Annotated in this window: 22 protein-coding genes; 19 read left to right on the top strand and 3 right to left on the bottom strand. The window is 70.9% G+C overall.

All coding sequences use genetic code 11. From position 1 onward, the window contains the following. Positions 1-33 precede the first annotated feature (33 nt). Positions 34-759 carry a 3'-5' exonuclease gene (locus tag ACIRC0_RS32125; protein ID WP_403623182.1) on the bottom strand — a complete coding sequence of 242 codons (726 nt, stop codon included), beginning with the start codon at positions 757-759 and terminating at the stop codon, positions 34-36. Between the two features lie 168 nt (positions 760-927). Here ACIRC0_RS32125 and ACIRC0_RS32130 point away from each other — a divergent pair, with 168 nt between their 5' ends. The 4 genes from ACIRC0_RS32130 to ACIRC0_RS32145 all read left to right on the top strand — a co-directional run bounded on the left by ACIRC0_RS32130 (position 928) and on the right by ACIRC0_RS32145 (position 5,464). After that, on the top strand, positions 928-1,494 hold the full coding sequence (locus tag ACIRC0_RS32130; protein WP_103842605.1) for a DUF4365 domain-containing protein: 567 nt from the start codon (positions 928-930) through the stop codon (positions 1,492-1,494). Then, the gene (locus ACIRC0_RS32135) at positions 1,491-2,717 is read left to right on the top strand and encodes a hypothetical protein (RefSeq protein ID WP_403623184.1); all 1,227 of its coding nucleotides are present in this window, start codon (positions 1,491-1,493) and stop codon (positions 2,715-2,717) included. The genes ACIRC0_RS32130 and ACIRC0_RS32135 overlap by 4 nt, the downstream gene beginning before the upstream one ends. A 112-nt stretch (positions 2,718-2,829) precedes the next feature. Continuing rightward, positions 2,830-4,809: a threonine--tRNA ligase gene (gene thrS / locus ACIRC0_RS32140; protein ID WP_403623187.1), complete on the top strand. Its 1,980-nt coding sequence runs from the start codon at positions 2,830-2,832 to the stop codon at positions 4,807-4,809. An 88-nt stretch (positions 4,810-4,897) separates the two neighbouring features. Then, the gene (locus ACIRC0_RS32145) at positions 4,898-5,464 is read left to right on the top strand and encodes an HIT family protein (protein ID WP_403623190.1); all 567 of its coding nucleotides are present in this window, start codon (positions 4,898-4,900) and stop codon (positions 5,462-5,464) included. 153 nt (positions 5,465-5,617) lie between these two features. Here ACIRC0_RS32145 and ACIRC0_RS32150 read toward each other — a convergent pair whose 3' ends face one another. After that, positions 5,618-7,276, bottom strand: coding sequence for a hypothetical protein (locus tag ACIRC0_RS32150; protein ID WP_403623193.1), 1,659 nt, complete (start codon positions 7,274-7,276; stop codon positions 5,618-5,620). 250 nt (positions 7,277-7,526) lie between these two features. Then, entirely contained in the window at positions 7,527-9,725 is a 2,199-nt protein-coding gene (locus ACIRC0_RS32155) for an elongation factor G-like protein EF-G2 (protein ID WP_403623195.1), read from the bottom strand. Positions 9,726-10,032: 307 nt separating this feature from the next. On the opposite strand from ACIRC0_RS32155, the gene pgsA reads away from it, so the two are divergent. From pgsA to ACIRC0_RS32230, 15 genes are all read left to right on the top strand, one after another. Continuing rightward, complete coding sequence (pgsA, locus tag ACIRC0_RS32160) at positions 10,033-10,719, top strand: phosphatidylinositol phosphate synthase (RefSeq protein ID WP_200421491.1); 687 nt, start codon at positions 10,033-10,035, stop codon at positions 10,717-10,719. Between the two features lie 28 nt (positions 10,720-10,747). Next, positions 10,748-11,671, top strand: coding sequence for a phosphatidylinositol mannoside acyltransferase (locus ACIRC0_RS32165; RefSeq protein ID WP_403623198.1), 924 nt, complete (start codon positions 10,748-10,750; stop codon positions 11,669-11,671). Next, entirely contained in the window at positions 11,668-12,828 is a 1,161-nt protein-coding gene (locus ACIRC0_RS32170) for a glycosyltransferase family 4 protein (RefSeq protein WP_403623200.1), read from the top strand. The genes ACIRC0_RS32165 and ACIRC0_RS32170 overlap by 4 nt, the downstream gene beginning before the upstream one ends. An 80-nt stretch (positions 12,829-12,908) precedes the next feature. Then, a complete protein-coding gene (locus tag ACIRC0_RS32175) occupies positions 12,909-13,454 on the top strand; it encodes a hypothetical protein (RefSeq protein ID WP_403623203.1) in 546 nt (181 codons plus the stop codon). 313 nt (positions 13,455-13,767) lie between these two features. Next, complete coding sequence (gene pdxS, locus ACIRC0_RS32180) at positions 13,768-14,679, top strand: pyridoxal 5'-phosphate synthase lyase subunit PdxS (RefSeq protein ID WP_403623206.1); 912 nt, start codon at positions 13,768-13,770, stop codon at positions 14,677-14,679. 36 nt (positions 14,680-14,715) lie between these two features. Then, on the top strand, positions 14,716-15,324 hold the full coding sequence (pdxT, locus tag ACIRC0_RS32185; protein WP_403623209.1) for a pyridoxal 5'-phosphate synthase glutaminase subunit PdxT: 609 nt from the start codon (positions 14,716-14,718) through the stop codon (positions 15,322-15,324). 78 nt (positions 15,325-15,402) lie between these two features. After that, positions 15,403-16,155 (top strand): YebC/PmpR family DNA-binding transcriptional regulator, encoded by a 753-nt coding sequence (locus ACIRC0_RS32190; RefSeq protein WP_388999312.1) that lies wholly within the window; start codon positions 15,403-15,405, stop codon positions 16,153-16,155. A gap of 205 nt (positions 16,156-16,360) precedes the next feature. Beyond that, positions 16,361-16,903: a crossover junction endodeoxyribonuclease RuvC gene (gene ruvC / locus ACIRC0_RS32195; RefSeq protein WP_403623212.1), complete on the top strand. Its 543-nt coding sequence runs from the start codon at positions 16,361-16,363 to the stop codon at positions 16,901-16,903. Beyond that, positions 16,900-17,505, top strand: coding sequence for a Holliday junction branch migration protein RuvA (ruvA, locus tag ACIRC0_RS32200; RefSeq protein WP_403623215.1), 606 nt, complete (start codon positions 16,900-16,902; stop codon positions 17,503-17,505). The genes ruvC and ruvA overlap by 4 nt, the downstream gene beginning before the upstream one ends. Before the next feature lie 15 nt (positions 17,506-17,520). Then, on the top strand, positions 17,521-18,591 hold the full coding sequence (ruvB, locus tag ACIRC0_RS32205) for a Holliday junction branch migration DNA helicase RuvB (protein WP_403623218.1): 1,071 nt from the start codon (positions 17,521-17,523) through the stop codon (positions 18,589-18,591). A 165-nt stretch (positions 18,592-18,756) separates the two neighbouring features. Then, on the top strand, positions 18,757-19,242 hold the full coding sequence (gene yajC, locus ACIRC0_RS32210; protein WP_403623221.1) for a preprotein translocase subunit YajC: 486 nt from the start codon (positions 18,757-18,759) through the stop codon (positions 19,240-19,242). 136 nt (positions 19,243-19,378) lie between these two features. Beyond that, positions 19,379-21,160 carry a protein translocase subunit SecD gene (gene secD, locus ACIRC0_RS32215; protein WP_403623224.1) on the top strand — a complete coding sequence of 594 codons (1,782 nt, stop codon included), beginning with the start codon at positions 19,379-19,381 and terminating at the stop codon, positions 21,158-21,160. A gap of 3 nt (positions 21,161-21,163) precedes the next feature. Beyond that, positions 21,164-22,276, top strand: coding sequence for a protein translocase subunit SecF (gene secF, locus ACIRC0_RS32220; protein ID WP_403623227.1), 1,113 nt, complete (start codon positions 21,164-21,166; stop codon positions 22,274-22,276). Then, positions 22,273-22,821 (top strand): adenine phosphoribosyltransferase, encoded by a 549-nt coding sequence (locus ACIRC0_RS32225; protein ID WP_403623230.1) that lies wholly within the window; start codon positions 22,273-22,275, stop codon positions 22,819-22,821. Before secF ends, ACIRC0_RS32225 begins: the two co-directional genes overlap by 4 nt. 205 nt (positions 22,822-23,026) lie before the next feature. Beyond that, a complete protein-coding gene (locus tag ACIRC0_RS32230) occupies positions 23,027-25,543 on the top strand; it encodes a RelA/SpoT family protein (RefSeq protein ID WP_403623233.1) in 2,517 nt (838 codons plus the stop codon). Positions 25,544-25,559: the final 16 nt, after the last annotated feature.

The following is a 25,559-nucleotide window of genomic DNA, read 5'->3' on the forward strand; positions in this document are numbered from 1 at the left end:
CGCCTGTCCCCGGCAGGCGCCTTCCACTGGTTGCTACGCCGCCGCCGGCAGGTCCGGCCGCAGCGGCCACTCCGTGCTGACGACCTCCTCCGAGCCGCTGCGCGCGAACCACGCCTGAAGCCCGCGCGCCTGCGCCGCATGCCAGTTGGCCTGGAGCGTGTGCAGCTCCGCGGGGGAGAGGCGTTCCAGCCGGGTCGCGAAACGGCGGCCGAGGGCCCGCACGACCTCCATCGCGGCCAGCGCGTCCGCCGCCGCGTCGTGCGCCCCCTCCAGCGCCACCCCGTAGTGGGCGCACAGGTCGGTGAGCGTGCGGCGGCCCTTGCGGTAGCGGTCCAGGTGCTTGTCGAGCACCCGCGGGTCGAGCACACGCAGCGGCGCCGACGCGAACCAGCGCTCCAGCGAGGACGCCCGATGGCGCCGCAACTCCCGGTCCAGCAGCGTCAGATCGAACGGCGCGTTCATCACCACCAGCGGCCGGCCCCGCATCGCCTGCTCGCCCAGCTCCCGGGCTATCTCCTCCATCACCGGCGACGGCCAGCGGCCGTTGCGCTGCAGGTGCTCCTCCGTCAGCCCGTGCACGGCCGTCGCCTCCGCGGGCACCGGCACCCCCGGGTTCACCAGCCAGCGGCTCACCCGCGGCCGGGTCCCCGGAGCGTCCTGGACGACGACGGCGGCCGACACGATCCGGTCGGTCTCGACGTCCACGCCGGTGGTCTCCGTGTCGAACGCGGCGAGCGGGCCCTCGTACCAGAACGTCATGCCTACCCAACTCCTCGTTCACCCGTGGCAGCTGACGTACCGTCTTCTGCCCGTTTGGTGATACCCGGGCTGTTTGCGCCGTACGCCGGGAGGAGACAACAGGAGTACGGGTCTTTGCAGTTCAGGAGGCTCGGGCGGGGATTCACTGCGCAGGGAAGGCTGTTGGTCATGGCGATAGCGCAGCCCGAGCGGGGCGGGCTGCTGCCCGAGCGGACGGCACCCCATCGCGGCACACTCGCGACCACCGCCTGCATGGAGACACTGCAGGTGGGCTATCTGCACGCGGTCGCCGCGGCGGCCGGCTGCTCGCTGTCCCAGCCCTTCCCCGACAACGGCATCGACTGGCACGTCAGCCACAGCGCGCCCGGTCACACGGTCGACGACGAGGTCACCATCAAAGTGCAGCTGAAGTGCACGTACCAGATACCGCCGAACCCCCCGGGCCGCTTCTTCTCCTTCACGCTCGACAACGAGCACCTGCGGAAGCTCGCCCGCACCCCCGTCTCCGTGCACAAGATCCTCGTCGTGATGATCGTCCCCCGGACCCAGGACCAGTGGCTGCGGGCCGGTCACGACCGTCTGGACCTACGGCACTGCTGCTACTGGACCAACCTCGCCGGACACCCGATCACGGGCCGGCACCGCACCACCGTGCGCGTCCCGACCTCGCGCATCTTCGACGACCGCGCCCTGTGCGAGATCATGACCCGGGTCGGAACGGGAGGCAGACCGTGACACACCGTCCCCTCGACGAGCACTCCCGCACCGGCCGGCCGCACCCGGCCGAGCCGCTGTGGAACCGGCCGCCCGCCCCCGACCAGGTCGACCCGGCGGTGCTCGGCGCCCTGCTGCACCGCCACGGCTGGCAGCGCCGCGGCGGGGCCCCCGGGCGCTACGGCCGCTGGACCCCACCCGGCCCCGGCGGCAGTGGTACGAGCCTGCTGGTGCCGGAGAGCCGCGCCTTCCCCGACTGCGACGACCTGATCGGCGAGGCTCTCCTGGCTCTGACCCGCAGCGGCTCGCCCTCCGCCCGGGACGTGCTGGTCGGCCTGACCGTGCCCAGCGACGAGATCCACTGGTGGCGTGACGTGCCGACGGGACCCGTGGGTGCCGCTCCCTGGGACGTCGAGGACCACCTGCGCACCGCCGCCCGCCAGATGCTGCTGGCGGCCGCCCTCGCCACCCGCGCCCGGGCCGGCTACTACGGTGCCCGGCACCGCAGGCCCGCCGCCGCGTCGCTCGAGCACGTCCTGATCGGCGCGGCCACCGGCGGCCGCGAGCTCACCGCCTTCGTGCCCGTCGCCACCGGACGGCCGCTCGCCGTACGCCTGCACCAGGCGCTGTACGCCGCCCGCGAGGCCGTCGACTACCAGCGGGCCACCGGCGGCATGGAAGCCTTCGACACCGCCGTCGAGGCCGGCGTGAGCCATGAGCTCACCGAGGCGCTGGTCGCCCTCGTCCGCGGGTCCGAAGGCGCCCGGATCGCCGTCGCGTGGGCGCCCGCCGCCGGCGTCCCCGAGGGCGGTGCGACGCCCGCCGAACCGGTCGAGTTCTCCCCGGGCGACCTGCCCGCCCTGCGCGAGGCCGGAGCCCGCTACCTGCGCGAGGAGCCGTCCGTGCCGGTCCGGATCACGGGCGCCGTCGTCCGCCTGCGCCGTTCGGGACCGCGTGGCGAGGGCACCGTACGGCTGCGGGTCCTCGCCGGGGCCGAGGTGCCGCACGTACGGATGACCCTGGACGAGGAGTCGTACCGCATCGCGGGCCACGCCCACCTCCTCGGATTGCCGATCAGAGTGCACGGACGGCTGGAGAGCCGGGGCGGCTTCCGGCGCCTCGCGGCCGCGTCCGGGGTGGCGCCGGTGCAGGTCGACGAGGCCGAGCGGGACCGGCTGATGAAGTCGCTCCAGGAGACGGCGGAGATCACGACCTTCTTCGAGGAGGCGTGCGGCGGGGACTGAGCCCCCCGGGGCACCGGACCGTTTCGCGGTGGGCGGCCGTGGGTCGGTACGATCCCAGTCATGCGCGCGCTCCAGGTATGGCGCCGCATCCACCAGCAGTCAGGAGAGTCCGGTGTCAGACGTCCGTGTGATCATCCAACGCGATTCCGAGCGGGAAGAGCGCGTGGTGACGACGGGCACTACGGCCGCCGACCTCTTCGCCGGCGAGCGCTCGATCATCGCCGCGCGCGTGGGCGGTGAGCTCAAGGACCTCGCCTACGAGGTGAAGGACGGCGAGACCGTCGAGGGCGTCGAGATCTCCTCCGAGGACGGCCTGAACATCCTGCGCCACTCCACCGCGCACGTGATGGCCCAGGCCGTGCAGGAGATCTTCCCCGAGGCCAAGCTGGGCATCGGCCCGCCCATCCGGGACGGCTTCTACTACGACTTCGACGTGGCCGAGCCGTTCACGCCCGACGATCTCAAGCGCGTCGAGAAGAAGATGCAGGAGATCATCAAGCGGGGCCAGCGCTTCTCGCGCCGGGTGACCACGGACGAGGACGCCCGCGAGGAACTGGCGAACGAGCCGTACAAGCTCGAGCTCATCGGCCTCAAGGGCAACGCCGCGCAGGCCGCCGAGGGCGCCGACGCCGAGGTCGGCGGCGGCGAGCTGACGATCTACGACAACCTGGACGCCAAGACCGGCGAGCTGTGCTGGAAGGACCTCTGCCGAGGTCCCCACCTGCCCACCACCCGGATCATCCCGGCGTTCAAGCTGATGCGCTCGGCCGCCGCCTACTGGCGCGGCAGCGAGAAGAACCCGCAGCTGCAGCGCATCTACGGCACCGCCTGGCCGTCCAGGGACGAGCTCAAGGCGTATCTGGACTTCCTCGCCGAGGCCGAGAAGCGCGACCACCGCAAGCTCGGCGCCGAGCTGGACCTGTTCTCCTTCCCCGAGGAGCTGGGCCCCGGCCTGGCGGTGTTCCACCCCAAGGGCGGCGTCATCCGCAAGGAGATGGAGACGTACTCGCGGCGGCGCCACGAGGTCTCCGGCTACGAGTTCGTGAACACGCCGCACATCTCAAAGGAGCGGCTGTTCGAGATCTCCGGGCACCTGCCGCACTACTCGGACGGCATGTTCCCGGCCATCGAGTTCGACGAGCAGAACTACCGCCTCAAGGCGATGAACTGCCCGATGCACAACCTGATCTTCAAGTCGCGCGGCCGTTCCTACCGCGAACTGCCCCTGCGCCTCTTCGAGTTCGGGACCGTGTACCGGTACGAGAAGTCGGGCGTCGTGCACGGGCTGACCCGCTCGCGCGGCTTCACTCAGGACGACTCGCACATCTACTGCACCAAGGAGCAGATGCCGCAGGAGCTCGACACGCTCCTGACCTTCGTCCTCGACCTGCTGCGCGACTACGGCCTGACCGAGTTCGAGCTGGAGCTGTCCACCCGTGACGACTCCGACAAGTTCATCGGCTCGGACGAGGACTGGGAGGAGGCCACCGAGGCGCTCCGCCAGGCCGCCGAGAAGCAGGGCCTGCCCCTGGTCCCGGACCCGGGCGGCGCGGCCTACTACGGCCCGAAGATCTCGGTGCAGGCCCGGGACGCCATCGGCCGGTCCTGGCAGATGTCGACGATCCAGGTCGACTTCAACCAGCCGAAGCGGTTCGGCCTGGAGTACACGGCGGCGGACGGCTCGCGCCGGCAGCCCGTCATGATCCACCGGGCCCTCTTCGGGTCGATCGAGCGGTTCTTCGGCGTGCTCCTGGAGCACTACGCGGGCGCCTTCCCGGCCTGGCTGGCCCCGGTTCAGGCGGTCTGTATCCCGATCGGCGACGCGCACGTGCCCTACCTGGAGAGGTTCGCCGAGCGGGCGCGGGAGCGCGGCCTGCGCGTCGAGGTCGACTCCTCCTCGGACCGTATGCAGAAGAAGATCCGCAACGCCCAGAAGCAGAAGGTGCCCTTCATGGTCATCGCGGGCGACGAGGACATGTCCCACGGCTCGGTGTCGTTCCGCTTCCGCGACGGCTCCCAGGAGAACGGCATTCCGTTCGACGAGGCCATCGCCAAGATCGTGAAGGTCGTCGAGGAGCGGGCACAGGTCTGACGGCCGTCAGGGGCCCGACCCGAAAGACAGGCCGCAAGGCCCCCGGGGGATCCCGGGGGCCTTTGCCCTGCTCCGGCGAGGACGCCATATGCTGCACCTCATGACGAGTGAGCCGGAGCAGCAGATCGGAGTGGGGACGCAGGACGCGTTCCAGCGCCTGTGGACGCCCCACCGGATGGCCTACATCCAGGGCGAGAACAAGCCGACCGGTCCGGGGGCCGACGACGGCTGTCCGTTCTGCTCCATCCCGGCCAAGTCGGACGAGGACGGGCTGATCGTCAGGCGGGGCGAGCAGGTGTACGCGGTGCTGAACCTGTACCCGTACAACGGCGGCCATCTCATGGTCGTGCCCTACCGCCATGTCGCCGACTACACCGACCTCACCGAGCCGGAGACCGCGGAGCTCGCCGAGCTGACCAAGCAGGCGATGACCGCGCTGCGCACGGCCTCGGGGGCGCACGGGTTCAACATCGGCATGAACCAGGGCTCGGTCGCCGGCGCGGGCATCGCCGCCCACCTGCACCAGCACATCGTGCCGCGCTGGGGCGGCGACACGAACTTCATGCCGGTGGTCGGCCACACGAAGGTGTTGCCGCAGCTGCTGGCGGACACGCGGAAGATGCTGGCGGAGGCGTGGCCGACGGGCGCTGCGTAGCCGGCGTGCCCCTCAGCCTGTCCTGGGGCACCCCCTGCTCGAAGAGCTTGGGGAGATTGAGGACGAGGCCGTCCAGGCCGAAGCGGGGACCCGGGGGCGGCAGCCCCCGGCACGGCCACTGCACCAGCGGCACCGGACGGACCGCCGGAGGCACTACGCGTCGTACACGTCCGCCTTCTTCGGCGTAGGGTCCTGCACCTGCGTGCTGAGAAACGTCGACCGCGTCCCGAACGCCTCCACGTCCACCCCGTGGTCCTTCAGGACCCGGATCGCCGCCGCGTGCACCACCCGCAGCACCGGCGTGGCCGCGCGCAGGGCGTCGTCGGCCATGAAACGGTGACGCCACGGCTGGTCCGCCCAGGCGTGGCGCAGACCGAACGGCTCCGGGAGGGTCAGCGAGCCGCCGAGCCAGTTCAGGAACGGCGGATACCAGGTGAGCGGGGCGCGCGCGGCGAGCCGCACCACCTCGTCGGCGTCGACCAGCGGCAGCCTCACCTTGCGGGTCTCCCAGAACTTGACGGTCTTCGGCACCTCCTTCTCCTTGGGCTCGGGCTTCGTGGTGAAGAGGGAGTTGACGGGCCCCAGGGCGTGCCCGGTGACCTCGATGCGCAGGGTGTCGTGCAGCACCGTCACCGTGATCAGCATCGTGATGATCAGCTGGCCGTCCCACAGTGTCCACTGGACGCCGAGGTAGTGCCGGTCGCCGCTGCCGAACTGCTGCTTGTTGCAGATGTCCTGTATCGCGTGCGTCTTGATCGTGTACGCGTCCACGTCGGTTCCGCTGGGCCGGGAGACCTCCTTCGCCTTCTCACCGATCGGTGTGACGATCCAGTGCGTTATGGAAGGCTTCGGGAACCCGCCGGTGTTGATGGAGGTCCGCTCCAGCATCGCCAGGTCGCCCTGGATCGCGGTGATCACGTCCCAGCTGCGGAAGGGGTGGAAGTCCTTCCCCGGCTCCGCGGAGACCAGGTCCTCGGCCAGCTGCCAGCTGCCCCAGCGTGTGCCCATGCCGAGGATGCCCTTGGGGCCGGCGTAGAAGACGGAGTTGGACCGCTGCTCGGCGCTCAGCCGGGTGAGCTCCTTGCGCAGCTGCTCGGCCGCGTCACCGGGGTGTCCGGGCACCGCTTCGGGGATCTTGGCGCCCAGGCCGCCGCCCGCGAGCAGACTCTCCCAGCGCTCACGCAGGTCCTTCGCCGTGCGCTCGCAGATCTGCTTGGCCCAGAACCAGCCGACGACCGGCATGACGACCGCCGCGCGCGCGTACCAGGCCCAGAAGCCGGAGAATGGCATACGGATCAGGAAGATCACGGCAAGGGCGCCGACGGCGACCAGAAGGGTCGTGCCGAGCGCACCGGCGCTCCTGTCCGTCCGCCTGCCGAGGGTGGTGCGGATCTGGAACACCAGCAGCCACACCAGGAATCCCGGCAGGAACAGCACGCCGCACAGGACCGTCACCGCCGTCAGCCAGTTGTCGCGTTCCCGGCGGATGCGGTGGGCCGCCAGGCAGTGCTCGACGACGACCTGCGGCTCGGTGCCGAACGACTGGATGAGGGGCTTGCGCTCGGCGCCCAGCATGCGGTCGATCACCGCGCGGGAGTAGGCCTCACCCAGCTTGGGGCGGAAGATCCTCGCCCACGGACGCGGGGCCTTGACGGTCGACTGGTGCCACTCGTTGTCGGCCTCGAGTATCTTCGTGACCTCGTCGTCCTCCCGGTACGCCGCCGAGGCCAGGGCGTAGGTCGCCGCCGTCTGGCCCGCGGAGCCCGAAAGGGGCACCTGCGCCCCGGGGCTGAAATCGAATCCGTCCGTCACTGCCGCCCCCTCGCCGCCGAACCCGCTCCTGCGGCCTTTCCCGACTTCCTTGCTCCGCACACCTGTTGAACAGGCCGGCGTGCTGATCGTGTGTCGACTTGATCAGGACATCAGCGTATCCGCAGGCACTGACATGCGGGAGCGGACGACCGGAAGCCGCGCTTTTGAGGGTCGTTCGCCTCCGGGGCGCTTCACGCGCCCCTTCGGCTCACTCTGCCGCTCCCGCATGAAGAGGGGAACAAAGGTTCAACTACTGGGACTTCTGGGCCTCTTGACGGATCTTCTCCCCGAGCTGTGCCGGCATCGGCTCGTGCCGCGCGTAGGAGCGGCTGAAGCGTGCGGTGCCGTGCGAGAGGGAGCGCAGGTCGATCGCGTACCGGCCGATCTCGATCTCCGGCACCTCGGCCCGCACCAGGGTCCGGCCGCCGCTGACCTGTTCGGTGCCCAGCAGCCGGCCGCGCCGCGCGGACAGGTCGCTCATCACGGCGCCCACGTACTCGTCGCCCACCAGCACCGACACCTCGGCGACCGGTTCCAGCAGATGGATCGTGGCGTCGGCCGCCGCCTCGCGCAGGGCGAGCGCGCCCGCCGTCTGGAAGGCGGCGTCCGAGGAGTCCACGGAGTGCGCCTTGCCGTCGAGCAGCGTGACCCGGATGTCGATCAGCGGGTAGCCGGCGGCCACACCCTTGGCGGCCTGTGCGCGCACCCCCTTCTCGACGGACGGGATGAACTGCCGGGGCACCGCTCCGCCGACCACCTTGTCCACGAACTCGATGCCGGAGCCGCCCGGCAGCGGTTCGACCTCGATCTCGCAGATCGCGTACTGGCCGTGCCCGCCGGACTGCTTCACATGACGGCCCCTGCCGGCGGACCTGCCCGCGAAGGTCTCCCGGAGGGACACCTTGTGCGGGACCACGTCGACCTGGACGCCGTACCGGCTGCGCAGCCGCTCCAGGGCGACGTCCGCGTGCGCCTCGCCCAGGCACCACAGCACCACCTGGTGGGTGTCCTGGTTCTGCTCGAGGCGCATGGTCGGGTCCTCGGCGACCAGCCTGGAAAGGCCCTGGCTGAGCTTGTCCTCGTCCGCCTTGCTGTGCGCCTGGATGGCGAGCGGCAGCAGCGGGTCGGGCATCTGCCAGGGCTCCATCAGGAGCGGGTCGTCCTTGGCCGAGAGGGTGTCGCCGGTCTCGGCACGGCCGAGCTTGGCCACGCACACCAGGTCGCCCGCGACGGCGTGCGTGACCGGGCGCTGCTGCTTGCCGAAGGGCATGGACAGGGCGCCGATCTTCTCGTCGACGTCGTGGTCCTCGTGGCCGCGGTCGGCCAGGCCGTGTCCGGAGACGTGCACCGTCTGGTCGGGGCGCAGGGTGCCGGAGAAGACGCGGACCAGCGAGATGCGGCCGACGTAGGGGTCGGAGGAGGTCTTGACGACCTCGGCGACCAGCGGGCCCTCGGTGTCGCAGGCCTTCAGCTCGCGCGGCTTGCCGTCGATGGTGGTGACCCCCGGCATCGGGTGCTCGAACGGGGTCGGGAACCCGCCGGTGATCAGCTCCAGCAGCTCTACCGTGCCGAGGCCCTGCTTGGCGCCCTCGGCGGCGGGGGCGGCGGCCAGGACGGGGAAGAAGCTGCCGCGCGCCACGGCCCGCTCCAGGTCCTGGATCAGCGTCTTGATGTCGACCTGCTCGCCGCCGAGGTAGCGGTCCATGAGGGTCTCGTCCTCGCTCTCGGAGATGATCCCCTCGATGAGCCGGTTGCGGGCCTCCTCGATGCCCGGCAGCTGGTCCTCGCCCGGCTCGGACTCCTTGCGCTCGCCGGTCGAGTAGTCGAACAGTTTCTGGGTGAGCAGACCGATCAGGCCGGTCACGGGCGCGTGCCCGTCGGGGCCCTGAGGGCCGTGCAGCGGCAGGTACAGCGGCAGGACGGCATCGGGGTCGTCTCCGCCGAACGCCTCCGCGCAACGGCGGGTCATCTCCTCGAAGTCGGCCCGGGCCGCCTCCAGGTGTGTGATCACGATGGCGCGCGGCATGCCGACGGCCGCGCACTCCTCCCACACCATGCGGGTCGAGCCGTCCACGCCGTCCGAGGCCGAGACGACGAAAAGGGCCGCGTCCGCGGCGCGCAGACCGGCCCGGAGCTCCCCGACGAAGTCGGCGTATCCAGGAGTGTCCAGCAGGTTGATCTTGATCCCGTCCCATTCGACGGGAACCAGGGAGAGCTGCACCGAGCGCTGCTGCCGGTGCTCGATCTCGTCGTAGTCGGAGACGGTGCCGCCGTCCTCCACACGGCCCGCCCGGTTCAGCGCTCCCGCCGTCAGCGCGAGAGCCTCCACCAGAGTCGTCTTGCCCGATCCGCTGTGGCCGACCAGCACCACATTCCGTACGGACGCGGGCCGGTCGGCCGCCGTTGCCCTGCCGGCGGCTCCGGGGTGTACGTTCGCCTTGTCGCCCATGGTCCTGCCTCCCGTGCACGGTGAGGTCACTGTGGGCGCGGACATGCGGACCCGCGTGCGAGGCGGCTCCGGTGACGCCCGCGGTTCTTTCGAGCTTTGCACTCGCGTCACAATGCGTCCATACGAGGGACGTGATCCCGTTCGCGGGCCGTGCTCCACCCGGCGCGATCGCGCCGTGACCCGGGCGCCATCAGGCCGTGACACAGGGCCTTCGGTGCCCGGCCGCCGCGCCCCCGCGCGCGTGGCTACGATTGGGCGCGCCGGTGGCCAGCAGGGGCCGCGCGGCTCACCGACCGTCGGGAAGGCCATGCTGAACAAGTACGCGCGTGCTTTCTTCACGCGTGTTCTCACACCGTTCGCCGCGTTTCTGATCCGGCGGGGCGTGAGCCCCGACACGGTGACGCTGATCGGCACCGCCGGCGTGATCGCGGGCGCACTGGTCTTCTACCCCCGGGGGGAGTTCTTCTGGGGCACGGTCGTCATCACGCTGTTCGTCTTCTCGGACCTCGTCGACGGCAACATGGCCCGCCAGCTGGGCCGCTCCAGCCGCTGGGGCGCCTTCCTGGACTCCACGCTCGACCGGGTCGCCGACGGCGCGATCTTCGGCGGCTTCGCCCTGTGGTACGCGGGCAACGGCGACGACAACGTCCTGTGCGCGGTGTCGATCTTCTGTCTGGCCAGCGGCCAGGTGGTGTCGTACACCAAGGCCCGCGGCGAGTCGATCGGGCTGCCCGTGGCGGTCAACGGCCTGGTGGAGCGCGCCGAACGCCTGGTGATCTCCCTGGTCGCCGCCGGTTTCGCGGGCCTGCACAAGTTCGGCGTGCCCGGCATCCAGTGGCTGCTGCCGATCGCGCTGTGGATCGTCGCCGTCGGCAGCCTGGTGACGCTGATCCAGCGGGTGGTCACCGTGCGCCGGGAGTCCGCCGAGGCGGACGCCGCCGCGGCCGCGCAGAACGACGAGAGCACCTCGCACGGCAGCGAGGCGGCCAAGTGAGCGGCGGGAAGAGGAGCGGGGCGGCGGTATGACCAGCCTCCAGGAACGGCTCACGGACGGGCTCTACGGCCTCGGCTGGAGCACGGTGAAGACGCTGCCCGAACCCGTCGCCACCCGGCTCGGCCGCACCATCGCCGACCTCGCCTGGAAACAGCACGGCAAGGGTGTACGACGGCTCGAGAGCAACTACGCGCGCGTGGTGCCCGACGCGACCCCGGAGCGGCTCGCCGAGCTGACCCGGGCGGGCATGCGGTCGTACCTGCGCTACTGGATGGAGTCGTTCCGGCTGCCCGTGTGGAGCCCCGAGCGGATAAGGCGCGGATTCGACCCCAAGGACCTGCACTTCCTCACCGACGGGCTCGCCGCCGGCAAGGGCGTCGTGCTCGCGCTGCCGCACCTGGCCAACTGGGACCTGGCGGGCGCCTGGGTCACCACCGAGCTGCGCATGCCGTTCACGACGGTCGCCGAGCGGCTCAAGCCGGAGACGCTCTACGACCGGTTCGTCGCCTACCGCCAGGGCCTCGGCATGGAGGTGCTGCCGCACAGCGGCGGCTCCGCGTTCGGCACCCTGGCCCGGCGGCTGCGCGACGGCGGCCTCGTCTGCCTGGTCGCCGACCGGGACCTGTCCGCCTCCGGCGTCGAGGTGACCTTCTTCGGCGAGACGGCCCGGATGCCGGCGGGACCGGCGCTGCTCGCCCAGCAGACCGGTGCGCTGCTGCTGCCGGTGACGCTCTGGTACGACGACTCGCCCGTCATGCGGGGCCGTGTGCATCCCCCGATCGAGGTACCGGAGTCAGGTAGCCGGGCCGAGAAGACGTCTGTCATGACACAGGCGCTGGCCGACGCCTTCGCCACGGGGATCGCCGAGCATCCGGAGGACTGGCACATGCTGCAGCGGTTGTGGCTCGCCGACCTGGACCCGAGCAGGGACCCCCGGAAGGGCACGCCGTGAGGATCGGCATCGTCTGCCCGTACTCCTGGGACGTGCCGGGCGGCGTCCAGTTCCACATCCGCGATCTGGCCGAGTACTTCATCCGCCTCGGGCACGAGGTGTCCGTACTCGCCCCCGCGGACGACGACACCCCGCTGCCGCCGTACGTCGTCTCGGCGGGCCGTGCGGTCCCGGTGCCCTACAACGGCTCGGTGGCGCGTCTGAACTTCGGCTTTTTGAGCGCCGCGCGGGTGCGGCGCTGGCTGCACGACGGCGGGTTCGACGTGATCCACATCCACGAGCCCGCCTCGCCGTCCCTGGGCCTGCTGGCCTGCTGGGCGGCGCAGGGCCCGATCGTGGCCACCTTCCACACGTCGAACCCGCGCTCCCGGGCCATGATCGCCGCGTACTCGATCCTCCAGGCGGCCCTGGAGAAGATCAGCGCGCGGATCGCGGTGAGCGAGTACGCGCGGCGCACCCTCGTCGAACATCTGGGCGGCGACGCGGTGGTGATCCCGAACGGCGTGGACGTCGACTTCTTCGCGAAGGCCGAGCCCAGGCCGGATTGGCAGGGGGACACGATCGGTTTCATCGGGCGCATCGACGAACCGCGCAAGGGCCTGCCGGTCCTCATGAAGGCCCTGCCGAAGATCCTTGCCGCCCGGCCGCAGACACGACTGCTGGTCGCGGGCCGGGGCGACGAGGAGGAGGCGGTCGAGACGCTCCCCGCCGAGCTGCGCCCGCGCGTGGAGTTCCTCGGCATGATCAGCGACGAGGACAAGGCGCGCCTGCTGCGCAGCGTCGACCTGTACGTGGCGCCCAACACCGGCGGCGAGAGCTTCGGCATCATCCTCGTCGAGGCCATGTCGGCGGGCGCCCCGGTCCTCGCCTCCGACCTGGACGCCTTCGCGCAGGTCCTGGACCAGGGAGCGGCCGGCGAGCTGTTCGCCAACGAGGACGCCGGCGCCCTCGCCGACGCCGCGGTACGCCTGCTGGACGACGCGGACCGCCGGGCCGAACTGCGTGCCCGGGGGAGCGCCCACGTACGGCGCTTCGACTGGTCGACGGTCGGCGCGGACATCCTGTCGGTCTACGAGACGGTGACGGCGGGCGCGGCGGCGGTGGCGGCGGACGAGCGCACGGGGCTGCGGGCGCGGCTGGGCCTGGCGCGGGACTGAGTGCCGGCCGCCGGGCCCGGCGTTTCGTCGGGCCCGAGGGAGCCGAGGGAGCGGTGAGCGCGGGCCGATAACCTTCGCCCGTGACCGCAACCCTCATCTGGATCCTCGTCGCCCTCGTCGCGATCGGCCTCTATCTGAGCTGGACAGCGGGGCGGCTCGACCGGCTGCACGCCCGGATCGACGCGGCACGCGCCGCGCTCGACGCCCAGCTGCTGCGGCGGGCCTCGGTCGCCCAGGAACTGGCCACCTCCGGGGTGCTGGACCCGGCCGCGTCGATCGTCCTGTACGAGGCCGCACACGCGGCCCGGCAGGCCGAGGAGGAGCAGCGGGAGGTCGCCGAGAGCGAGCTGAGCCAGGCACTCCGGGCCGTCTTCGCGGAGGCGCAGCAGGTCGAGGCGGTGCGCGAGGCGCCCGGCGGGGAGGCGGCGGCGCGGGAGCTGACCGAGGCGGTGCGCCGGGTGCCGATGGCGCGCCGTTTCCACAACGACGCCGTACGCGCGGCGCGGGCGCTGCGCCGGCACCGCAAGGTGCGCTGGTTCCGCCTCGCCGGGCACGCCCCGTTCCCCATGGCGTTCGAGATGGACGACGAGCCCCCGGCCGCGCTGACGGACCGGTCGGCGGCCTGAGACCACGGGACGCGGACGGACACCCCGGGACGCGGACGGACACCCCGGGACGCGGACGGACACCCCGGGACGCGGACGGACACCAAGGGACATGGACGGGGGAAGCACGGGAAACGAGCCAGGGACACATGGGAAACGAGCCAGGGGACGAGGGCGTCGCGAGGAGTGACACGGGCCGCGGGCCACGGGTGTCGTTTCGCGCCAAGGCGCAAAACGATCCACCGGCTCCCCATTGGCCCTTGCAGTGGCCTGCACCCGTCCCGTTTCCTCGGTCCAGCAGAAATCCCTCTTTTTCCGAGTGAGGTCGAAACCCGTGTCCAGCGAGCTCTCCACCCCCCAGACCCCCGAGACCGGCACCGCCCGCGTCAAGCGCGGCATGGCCGAGCAGCTCAAGGGCGGCGTGATCATGGACGTCGTCACGCCGGAGCAGGCGAAGATCGCCGAGGACGCGGGCGCCGTCGCCGTCATGGCTCTGGAGCGGGTCCCGGCCGACATCCGCAAGGACGGGGGTGTGGCCCGCATGTCCGACCCGGACATGATCGAGGGCATCATCAACGCCGTCTCCATCCCGGTCATGGCCAAGTCCCGCATCGGCCACTTCGTCGAGGCCCAGGTCCTGCAGTCCCTCGGCGTCGACTACATCGACGAGTCGGAGGTCCTCACCCCCGCCGACGAGGTCAACCACTCCGACAAGTGGGCCTTCACCACCCCCTTCGTCTGCGGCGCCACCAACCTCGGCGAGGCCCTGCGCCGTATCGCCGAGGGCGCCGCGATGATCCGCTCCAAGGGCGAGGCCGGCACCGGCAACGTCGTCGAGGCCGTCCGCCACCTGCGCCAGATCAAGAACGAGATCGCCAAGCTGCGCGGCTTCGACAACCACGAGCTGTACGCCGCCGCCAAGGAGCTGCGCGCCCCGTACGAGCTGGTCAAGGAGGTCGCCGAGCTGGGCAAGCTCCCGGTCGTGCTGTTCTCCGCCGGTGGCGTCGCCACCCCGGCCGACGCGGCGCTGATGCGCCAGCTCGGCGCCGAGGGCGTCTTCGTCGGCTCCGGCATCTTCAAGTCCGGCGACCCGGCCAAGCGCGCCGCCGCCATCGTGAAGGCCACCACCTTCTACGACGACCCCAAGATCATCGCGGACGCGTCCCGCAACCTCGGCGAGGCCATGGTCGGCATCAACTGCGACACCCTCCCCGAGACCGAGCGCTACGCCAACCGCGGCTGGTAAGTCACCGCAGGAACAGCACGAGGACTGCACGAACACATGACTGACGCACCCGTCATTGGCGTCCTGGCCCTCCAGGGCGACGTACGGGAGCATCTCATCGCCCTGGCCGCGGCCGACGCCGTGGCCAGGCCGGTGCGGCGCCCCGAAGAGCTCGCCGAGGTCGACGGCCTCGTCCTCCCCGGCGGCGAGTCCACCACCATCTCCAAGCTGGCCATCCTCTTCGGAGTGATGGAACCCCTCCGCGCGCGTGTGCGCGACGGCATGCCCGTCTACGGCACCTGCGCGGGCATGATCATGCTCGCGGACAAGATCCTCGACCCGCGCTCCGGCCAGGAGACCGTCGGCGGCATCGACATGATCGTGCGCCGCAACGCCTTCGGACGGCAGAACGAGTCCTTCGAGGCGGCCGTCGACGTCGAGGGCATCGAGGGCGATCCTGTAGAGGGCGTCTTCATCCGCGCCCCCTGGGTCGAGTCCGTCGGTGCGGGCGCCGAGGTGCTCGCCGAGCACGACGGCCACATCGTCGCCGTGCGCCAGGGCAACGCACTCGCCACGTCGTTCCACCCGGAGCTGACCGGCGACCACCGTGTGCACGCCCTGTTCGTCGACATGGTGCGGGCCGATCGGGCACCGGAGTCCTTGTAGGATCTCTGGGGGTCCCCCCAGCCGTTAAGGTCTGGGGGAGTTCGTTGCAGAGATGGGTTACGCGAAGGAGACAGGCAGATGTCCGGCCACTCTAAATGGGCCACGACGAAGCACAAGAAGGCCGTGATCGACGCCAAGCGCGGCAAGCTCTTCGCGAAGCTGATCAAGAACATCGAGGTGGCGGCCCGGACGGGCGGCGCGGACCCCGACGGCAACCCGACTCTCTACGACGCCATCCAGAAGGCGAAGAAGTCGTCGGTCCCGAACAAGAACATCGACTCCGCCGTCAAGCGTGGCGCGGGGCTCGAGGCCGGCGGTGCCGACTACGAGACGATCATGTACGAGGGCTACGGTCCGAACGGTGTCGCGGTGCTCATCGAGTGCCTCACCGACAACCGCAACCGTGCCGCCTCCGACGTGCGCGTCGCCATGACCCGCAACGGCGGCTCCATGGCCGACCCGGGCTCGGTCTCGTACCTGTTCAACCGCAAGGGCGTCGTGATCGTCCCCAAGGGCGAGCTGACCGAGGACGACGTCCTGGGCGCCGTGCTCGACGCGGGCGCCGAGGAGGTCAACGACCTGGGCGAGTCCTTCGAGGTCATCAGCGAGGCCACCGACCTGGTCGCGGTCCGCAAGGCCCTGCAGGACGCCGGGATCGACTACGACTCCGCCGAGGCCAACTTCGTCCCGACCATGCAGGTCCAGCTGGACGAGGAGGGCGCCAAGAAGATCTTCAAGCTGATCGACGCGCTCGAGGACAGCGACGACGTGCAGAACGTCTTCGCGAACTTCGACGTCACCGACGAGATCATGGAGAAGGTCGGCGCGTAACGCTGCCGCTGGGTTCGACGGGCCGACGGGACGATCCCGTCGGCCCGTCGCTTTGCGGGTCGTTGTCGGTGCCGCCGGATAGCCTGGCGTCGAAGAGAGATCACCGTCCACGGGCCGCAACCATCGATCGGGGAACCCCGACGGTGTTCAGCCAGGTCCGCGAGAGCGGCGGCGGTTCAGCCGCAAAGAAGGGCAGGAGACAGGCGTGCGCGTGCTGGGGGTGGACCCGGGGCTGACGCGGTGCGGTGTCGGGGTGGTCGAGGGCGTGCCCGGGCGCCCGCTCACCATGCTCGGCGTCGGCGTCGTCCGGACGCCCGTGGACGCCGACCTCGGACACCGCCTCGTCGCCGTCGAACAGGGCATCGAGCAGTGGCTGGACGAGCACCGACCCGAGTTCGTCGCCGTCGAGCGCGTCTTCAGCCAGCACAACGTGCGGACGGTGATGGGCACCGCCCAGGCCAGTGCCGTCGCCATGCTCTGCGCGGCCCGCCGCGGCATCCCCGTCGCCCTGCACACCCCGAGCGAGGTCAAGGCGGCCGTCACCGGCACCGGACGGGCCGACAAGGCGCAGGTCGGCGCGATGGTCACGCGGCTGCTCCGGCTGGACGCGCCGCCCAAGCCCGCCGACGCCGCCGACGCCCTCGCCCTCGCCATCTGCCACATCTGGCGCGCCCCCGCGCAGAACCGGCTCCAGCAGGCCGTCGCCCTGCACGCTTCGAAGCACGTAACGAAAGGCCGTACCGCATGATCGCCTTCGTCAGCGGCCCGGTCGCCGCCCTCGCCCCGGACTCCGCGGTGGTCGAGGTGGGCGGCATCGGCATCGCCGTCCAGTGCACGCCGAACACGCTCTCCGGGCTCCGGCTCGGCCAGCAGACGAAGCTCGCGACCTCCCTGGTCGTCCGGGAGGACTCGCTGACGCTGTACGGCTTCGTGGACGACGACGAGCGCCAGGTCTTCGAGCTGCTGCAGACCGCGAGCGGTGTCGGCCCGCGCCTGGCGCAGTCCATGCTGGCCGTGCACTCCCCGGACGCGCTGCGTCGCGCCGTGGCGACCGGTGACGAGAAGGCGCTCATCGCCGTCCCCGGCATCGGCAAGAAGGGCGCCCAGAAGCTGCTCCTGGAGCTGAAGGACCGCCTGGGCGAGCCGGTCGGCGCCCCCGCGGCCGCCGCACCCGCCGCCTCCGGCTGGCGCGACCAGCTGCACGCCGCCCTGGTCGGCCTCGGGTACGCGACCCGGGAGGCCGAGGAGGCGGTCGCCGCGGTGGCCCCGCAGGCCGAGGCCGCCGGGGGCACGCCCCAGGTGGGTGCCCTCCTCAAGGCGGCCCTGCAGACCCTGAACCGAGCCCGCTGAGCCAGGAGACGTCAAGTGAACTGGGACGACACGACCGACACCCCCGCCTCCGAGCGGCTGGTGGGCTCTGTCGCCGACCGTGAGGACCAGGCCGTCGAGGTCGCCCTGCGCCCCAAGGACCTGGGCGAGTTCATCGGCCAGGAGAAGGTCCGGGAGCAGCTCGACCTGGTGCTGCGCGCGGCACGCGCGCGGGGCGCCACCGCCGACCACGTGCTCCTGTCCGGCGCACCCGGGCTCGGCAAGACCACCCTGTCGATGATCATCGCGGCCGAGATGGGCGCCCCCATCCGCATCACCAGCGGCCCCGCCATCCAGCACGCCGGCGACCTGGCCGCGATCCTCTCCTCCCTGCAGGAGGGTGAGGTCCTCTTCCTCGACGAGATCCACCGCATGTCCAGGCCCGCGGAGGAGATGCTCTACATGGCGATGGAGGACTTCCGCGTCGACGTGATCGTCGGCAAGGGCCCCGGCGCCACCGCCATCCCGCTGGAACTGCCGCCGTTCACGCTGGTCGGCGCCACCACCCGCGCGGGCCTGCTGCCACCCCCGCTGCGCGACCGCTTCGGCTTCACCGCGCACATGGAGTTCTACGAGCCCGCCGAACTGGAGCGCGTCATCCACCGCTCCGCGGGCCTGCTCGACGTGGAGATCGACCCCCAGGGCGCCGCCGAGATCGCCGGACGCTCCCGTGGCACCCCCCGTATCGCCAACCGGCTGCTGCGCCGCGTGCGGGACTACGCCCAGGTCAAGGCCGACGGAGTGATCACCCGGGAGATCGCGGCGGCGGCCCTCGCCGTCTACGAGGTCGACGCACGCGGCCTCGACCGCCTCGACCGCGCCGTCCTCGAGGCCCTGCTGAAGCTGTTCGGCGGAGGCCCCGTCGGACTGTCCACGCTCGCCGTCGCCGTGGGGGAGGAGCGCGAGACCGTGGAAGAGGTCGCCGAACCGTTTCTGGTCAGGGAGGGCCTGCTCGCCCGCACCCCGCGCGGACGGGTGGCGACACCGGCCGCCTGGGCGCACCTCGGGCTGACCGCGCCACGCGGGACGACCGGGGGAAACGGACAACAGGACCTGTTCGGGGCGTGACGGCGCGGGACTCGCACCGGCAGGAACCCGGGTGCCATGCTGAGCGTTGTTCCTTGCGTGCGGACTCGCTTAGACTCCGCCGATGCCGCCCTCGCGGGCGGCGCCCATCACACCCCCATCCACCAGGCCGCCGATCGAGCGGTCGTGCGAAGGAAACTCCGTCCCGTGAATATCGTGACCCTCCTCCCGTTCATCGTGCTCATCGGGGCCATGTTCCTGATGACCCGCTCGGCCAAGCGCAAGCAGCAGCAGGCCGCGCAAATGCGCAACGACATGCAGCCCGGCAGCGGCGTCCGCACGATCGGGGGCATGTACGCGACGGTCAAGGAGGTCAACGACGACACGGTCCTCCTCGACGCGGCCCCGGGCGTTGAGCTGCTCTTCGCGAAGAACGCGATCGGCGCCGTCCTGACCGACGACGAGTACAACCGCATCGTCCACGGCATCGAGCACGACCTGAAGGCCGACGGCGCCGTCGTGCCGGACGACGCCTCCTCCCTCACCGAGACCGACGAGCCCGCCGCCGACGCCTCTTCGGGCCCTGCCGACGACAAGGTCGACCTCGGCAAGAAGGACGCGGACGCCGCGACCGACGCCAAGGCCGACGAAGCAGAGCCGAAGAAGACCGACGGCGAGTCCGACGCGAAGTGACCGCATCCCGGGCCAGGGCGCGCGATCGGCGCGTCCCGGCCCGGGCTGTGCGGTTTCCGCGCGGAATCCCTACACAATGGCATGGCCGCCCGTGCGCTGACCCCGCGCGCGGCGGCTCGAGAGGGAGTACGAGAAGGTGGCAGCACCGAAGAAGGGCCGGAGCGCGAGCGCCCAGAGCAAGCCAGGGCGCTCGCTGGCCCTCATCCTGATCGCCATCGCGGCGCTCACCGGGGGAATGTTCGCCTCCGGGCACACCACTCCGCGTCTCGGCATCGACCTCGCCGGCGGCACCAGCATCACGCTGACGGCGGTCAACGAGCCCGGTCAGCCCAACGCGATCAACAAGACCAACATGGACACCGCGGTCGAGATCATGAACCGACGGGTCAACGGTCTGGGCGTGTCCGAGGCGGAGGTCCAGACCCAGGGCGATCGCAACATCATCGTCAACATCCCCCGGGGCACGAACTCCAAGGAGGCCCGGGAACAGGTCGGCACCACCGCCAAGCTGTACTTCCGTCCGGTCCTGCAGCGCGACGCCTCCGGCACCGGCGCCTCGGCGAGCCCCAGCCCCAGCTCCAGCGCGGGCGGCAGCGCCTCGCCCAGCCCGTCGAGCTCGGCCGGCAAGAGCAAGGCGACGTCCGGCTCCGCGAGCCCGTCGTCCTCCGCCACCTCGCAGGGCCGCCCCGTCACCGACGCGCTGAAGGCGACCTCCACGCCGTCCGCGAGCAGCTCCGCGTCCACCGCCTCCTCCACCAAGCCCTCCGCGAGCGCCTCGCCCTCGGCGAGCGCCGGGTCCGCCTCCGGTGGCGCGGCGGGGCTCCAGGCCCAGTACGCCGCCCTCGACTGCAGCAAGCCCGAGCAGCGCGCCACGGCCGGAAAGGGCGCCAAGACGGGCGAGCCCACCGTCGCCTGCGGCAAGGACGGCAAGGTCTGGAACAAGTTCCTGCTCGGCCCGGTCGCGGTCGACGGCACCGAGGTCAAGAAGGCCCAGGCCGTCTACGACACGCAGGGTGCCGCCGGCTGGCAGGTCCAGATGACCTTCAACTCCAGCGGCGCGAAGAAGTTCGCCGACATCACCGGTCAGCTGTCGCAGAAGACGACCCCGCAGAACGAGTTCGCGATCGTCCTGGACGACGAGGTCGTCTCCCACCCGTACGTCCAGACGGCCATCACCGGCGGCAACGCGGAGATCTCCGGCAGCTTCACCCAGGAGGACGCCCAGAGCCTGTCCAACATGCTCTCGTACGGCGCGCTCCCGCTCACCTTCAAGGAGTCGAGCGTCACCACGGTGACCGCCGCGCTCGGCGGTGAGCAGCTGCACGCCGGTCTGATCGCGGGCGCCATCGGCCTGGCTCTCGTGGTGATCTACCTGGTCCTCTACTACCGCGGCCTCGCGGCCATCGCCGTCGCGTCCCTCGCGGTGTCCGCGATCCTCACCTACGTGATCATGTCGCTGCTCGGCCCGACCATCGGCTTCGCGCTGAACCTGCCCGCCGTGTGCGGCGCCATCGTCGCGATCGGCATCACCGCGGACTCGTTCATCGTGTACTTCGAACGCGTCCGGGACGAGATCCGCGAGGGCCGCTCCCTGCGCCCCGCCGTCGAACGCGGCTGGCCGCGCGCCCGGCGCACCATCCTGGTGTCCGACTTCGTGTCCTTCCTCGCCGCCGCGGTGCTCTTCATCGTCACCGTCGGCAAGGTCCAGGGCTTCGCGTTCACGCTCGGCCTGACGACCCTGCTCGACGTCGTGGTGGTGTTCCTGTTCACCAAGCCGCTGCTGACGATCCTGGCGCGCCGGCAGTTCTTCGCGAACGGCCACAGCTGGTCCGGCCTCGACCCCAAGCGCCTCGGCGCCAAGCCGCCCCTGCGGCGCACCCGTCGTCCCTCCGCCCCCGTCGACCCGAAGGAGGCGTGAGAGATGTCGAAGCTCGGCAACCTCGGCGCCCGGCTCCACCGAGGCGAGGTCGGTTACGACTTCGTCGGCAACCGCAAGATCTGGTACGGCGTCTCGATCCTGATCACCATCACGGCCATCGTCGGCCTGGCGGTGCGCGGCCTGAACATGGGCATCGAGTTCCAGGGCGGAGCGGTCTTCACCACCCCGAAGACGAGCGTCTCGGTGGCCCAGGCCGAGACCTACGCCCAGGACGCCTCCGGCCATCCCGCCGTGGTGCAGAAGCTCGGCACGGGCGGCCTGCGCATCCAGGTCGCCGGAATCGACACCGGCAAGTCCGACCAGATCAAGGACACCCTGGCCAAGGACCTGAGCGTCCCCTCGGAGCAGATCAACGCCGACCTGGTCGGCCCCAGCTGGGGTGAGCAGATCGCCGGCAAGGCCTGGGAGGGCCTGGCGATCTTCATGGTGCTGGTCGTGATCTACCTGGCGATCGCCTTCGAGTGGCGCATGGCCCTGGCCGCGTTCGTCGCACTGATCCACGACATCACCATCACCACCGGCATCTACGCGCTCGTCGGCTTCGAGGTCACGTCCGGCACGGTGATCGGTCTGCTGACGATCCTCGGCTACTCGCTCTACGACACGGTCGTCGTCTTCGACAGCCTCAAGGAGCAGACGAAGGACATCACCAAGCAGACCCGCTGGACCTTCAGCGACATCGCCAACAGCTCGATCAACAGCACCCTCGTGCGTTCCATCAACACCACGGTGGTGGCGCTGCTGCCGGTGGCGGGTCTGCTGTTCATCGGTGGCGGCTTCCTCGGCGCGGGCACGCTCAACGACATCTCGCTGTCGCTGTTCGTCGGCCTCGCGGCCGGTGCGTACTCCTCGATCTTCATCGCCACGCCGCTCGTCGCCGACCTCAAGGAGCGCGAGCCGCAGATGAAGGCCCTCAAGCGCCGCGTCCTCGCCAAGCGCGCGCAGACCGCCGAGGCGGGGCCCGCCGGAGAGACGGCCGAGGACGACTCCCGCGCCGAAGAGCCGCAGGACGCCGCACCCGCGGTCGTCGGCCAGCGCAGCCAGCCCGCGTCCCGTAACCGCGGTCGCGGCCGACCCTCCGGAAAGCGCCGATGACCGAGACGACCGACATACAGGCACTGCTGCTCAGCCGTATCCGGGACGTGCCGGACCACCCGGAGCCGGGCGTGATGTTCAAGGACATCACCCCGCTGCTCGCGGACCCGGCGGCCTTCACCGCGCTCACCGACGCGCTGGCGGAGCTGACCGTACGGCACGGCGCGACGAAGATCGTCGGTCTGGAGGCGCGCGGATTCATCCTCGGCGCCCCGGTCGCCGTCCGCGCGGGCATCGGCTTCGTCCCCGTACGCAAGGCGGGCAAGCTGCCCGGAGCCACTCTGCGGCAGGCGTACGACCTGGAGTACGGCTCCGCGGAGATCGAGGTGCACGCCGAGGACCTGTCGACGTCCGACCGCGTGATGGTCGTCGACGACGTCCTCGCCACCGGCGGCACCGCCGAGGCCTCACTGCAGCTCATCCGCCGGGCGGGCGCCGAGGTCGCGGGCGTCTCGGTCCTCATGGAACTGGGCTTCCTCGGCGGCCGTGCCCGACTGGAACCGTCCCTGGCCGGCGCCCCGCTGGAGGCACTGCTCCAGGTCTGAGTTCCGCGCCGTACACCCCTGCGCAAGGCCCCGTCGGGCCGCAGGACACCGCGAGGCGGGCCCAGGAGGAATCCGGGGCCCGCCTCGTGCGTTTCTCCCATAGCAGGCCGTCCCGCGGCCTGAGGGCGAGCCCGGAGCCCGGGATCGCTACCATGGGTGCTCCGGAGCCTGACCGGGGGACCCGGATCGCGCACGAGGAGCCCTCTTGCCAGACGAGGCCCAGCCACTGACCGCCGCCAAGCCCGACCCCGCGTCGAAGGCCGCGGCCACCCCCGCGCGCAGCGCGAAGAACGCCCCGCACGGGACGGTGGAGCACGCCCAGTCGGCGCCCGCGGACCAGGCGGCCGAGCAGCCGCGCCCCAAGCCGGCCCCTCCCGAGCACACTCCGGCGGTCCGCGCGACGCCGTCCCCGCCCGCCCGCAGCGGCTCCTCCAACCGCGTCCGCGCCCGCCTCGCCCGGCTCGGCGTGCAGCGCGCCAACCCGTACAACCCGGTCCTGGAGCCGCTGCTGCGGATAGTGCGCAGCAACGACCCGAAGATCGAGAACTCGACGCTGCGCCAGATCGAGCGCGCCTACCAGGTCGCCGAGCGCTGGCACCGCGGCCAGAAGCGCAAGAGCGGCGACCCGTACATCACGCACCCCCTCGCCGTCACCACCATCCTCGCCGAGCTCGGCATGGACCCGGCCACCCTCATGGCGGGCCTGCTGCACGACACGGTGGAGGACACCGAGTACGGCCTGGACCAGCTGCGCCGCGACTTCGGCGACACCGTCGCCCTCCTCGTCGACGGCGTCACCAAGCTGGACAAGGTGAAGTTCGGCGAGGCCGCGCAGGCCGAGACCGTGCGCAAGATGGTCGTCGCCATGGCCAAGGACCCGCGCGTCCTGGTCATCAAGCTCGCCGACCGTCTGCACAACATGCGCACCATGCGCTACCTCAAGCGCGAGAAGCAGGAGAAGAAGGCGCGCGAGACTCTGGAGATCTACGCGCCGCTCGCCCACCGCCTGGGCATGAACACCATCAAGTGGGAGCTGGAGGACCTCGCGTTCGCGATCCTCTACCCCAAGATGTACGACGAGATCGTCCGCCTCGTCGCCGAGCGCGCTCCCAAGCGCGACGAATACCTCGCGATCGTCACCGACGAGGTCCAGGCCGACCTGCGCGCCGCCCGTATCAAGGCGACCGTCACCGGCCGCCCCAAGCACTACTACAGCGTCTACCAGAAGATGATCGTCCGCGGCCGTGACTTCGCGGAGATCTACGACCTGGTGGGCATCCGCGTCCTCGTCGACACGGTCCGCGACTGCTACGCGGCACTGGGCACGGTCCACGCCCGCTGGAACCCGGTTCCGGGGCGGTTCAAGGACTACATCGCGATGCCCAAGTTCAACATGTACCAGTCGCTGCACACGACGGTCATCGGGCCCAACGGCAAGCCGGTCGAACTGCAGATCCGCACGTTCGACATGCACCGGCGCGCCGAGTACGGCATCGCCGCGCACTGGAAGTACAAGCAGGAGGCCGTCGCCGGCGCCTCCAAGGTGCGCACGGACACGCCGCGTTCGAGCGCCAAGGACAAGGACGCCATCAACGACATGGCGTGGCTGCGGCAGTTGCTGGACTGGCAGAAGGAGACCGAGGACCCCAGCGAGTTCCTGGAGTCCCTGCGCTTCGACCTGTCCCGCAACGAGGTCTTCGTCTTCACCCCGAAGGGCGACGTGATAGCGCTGCCGGCCGGCGCCACCCCGGTCGACTTCGCCTACGCCGTCCACACGGAGGTCGGCCACCGGACGATAGGAGCCCGGGTCAACGGACGCCTCGTCCCGCTGGAATCCACCCTGGACAACGGCGACTTGGTGGAGGTCTTCACCTCCAAGGCGCCCGGCGCGGGTCCCTCCCGCGACTGGCTCGGCTTCGTGAAGTCGCCGCGCGCCCGCAACAAGATCCGGGCGTGGTTCTCCAAGGAGCGGCGTGACGAGGCGATCGAGCATGGCAAGGATGCGATCGCGCGGGCGATGCGCAAGCAGAACCTGCCGATCCAGCGCATCCTCACCGGCGACTCGCTGGTCACCCTCGCCCACGAGATGCGCTACCCGGACATCTCGTCCCTGTACGCGGCGATCGGAGAGGGCCATGTCGCGGCCCAGAACGTCGTGCAGAAGCTGGTGCAGGCACTCGGTGGCGAGGAGGCGGCCACCGAGGAGATCGACGAGGCGGTTCCGCCGTCGCGGGGCCGTGGCCGCAAGCGGCGCGCCAGCAGCGATCCGGGTGTGGTCGTCAAGGGCGTCGAGGACGTCTGGGTCAAACTGGCCCGCTGTTGTACGCCCGTCCCCGGCGACCCGATCATCGGGTTCGTCACACGTGGTAACGGCGTATCGGTACACCGCAGCGACTGCGTCAACGTGGAGTCACTGTCGCGTGAGCCGGAGCGCATCCTCGACGTGGAGTGGGCGCCCACCCAGTCCTCCGTCTTCCTGGTCGCCATCCAGGTGGAGGCGCTGGACCGCTCGCGACTGCTCTCCGACGTCACCCGGGTCCTGTCCGACCAGCACGTGAACATCCTCTCGGCGGCCGTCCAGACATCCCGCGACCGCGTCGCCACCTCCCGCTTCACCTTCGAGATGGGCGACCCGAAGCACCTGGGCCACGTCCTGAAGGCGGTGCGGGGCGTGGAGGGCGTCTACGACGTCTACCGCGTCACCTCGGCCCGCCGGCCGTAACCGGACGCCACAGCGC

The organism is Streptomyces sp. NPDC093984 (genome assembly GCF_044764595.1).
Classification (GTDB): Bacteria; Actinomycetota; Actinomycetes; order Streptomycetales; family Streptomycetaceae; genus Streptomyces; species Streptomyces cynarae.

Bases quoted from the DNA above. Each gene is read 5' to 3' on its own strand.
- ACIRC0_RS32155 (WP_403623195.1), bottom strand. From the start codon at position 9,725: ATGGGCGACAAGGCGAACGTACACCCCGGAGCCGCCGGCAGGGCAACG.
- ACIRC0_RS32225 (WP_403623230.1), top strand. From the start codon at position 22,273: ATGACCGAGACGACCGACATACAGGCACTGCTGCTCAGCCGTATCCGG.
- ACIRC0_RS32125 (WP_403623182.1), bottom strand. From the start codon at position 759: ATGACGTTCTGGTACGAGGGCCCGCTCGCCGCGTTCGACACGGAGACC.
- ACIRC0_RS32130 (WP_103842605.1), top strand. From the start codon at position 928: ATGGCGATAGCGCAGCCCGAGCGGGGCGGGCTGCTGCCCGAGCGGACG.
- pdxT (WP_403623209.1), top strand. From the start codon at position 14,716: ATGACTGACGCACCCGTCATTGGCGTCCTGGCCCTCCAGGGCGACGTA.
- ACIRC0_RS32190 (WP_388999312.1), top strand. From the start codon at position 15,403: ATGTCCGGCCACTCTAAATGGGCCACGACGAAGCACAAGAAGGCCGTG.
- secF (WP_403623227.1), top strand. From the start codon at position 21,164: ATGTCGAAGCTCGGCAACCTCGGCGCCCGGCTCCACCGAGGCGAGGTC.
- ruvA (WP_403623215.1), top strand. From the start codon at position 16,900: ATGATCGCCTTCGTCAGCGGCCCGGTCGCCGCCCTCGCCCCGGACTCC.
- ACIRC0_RS32145 (WP_403623190.1), top strand. From the start codon at position 4,898: ATGCTGCACCTCATGACGAGTGAGCCGGAGCAGCAGATCGGAGTGGGG.
- ACIRC0_RS32165 (WP_403623198.1), top strand. From the start codon at position 10,748: ATGACCAGCCTCCAGGAACGGCTCACGGACGGGCTCTACGGCCTCGGC.
- pgsA (WP_200421491.1), top strand. From the start codon at position 10,033: ATGCTGAACAAGTACGCGCGTGCTTTCTTCACGCGTGTTCTCACACCG.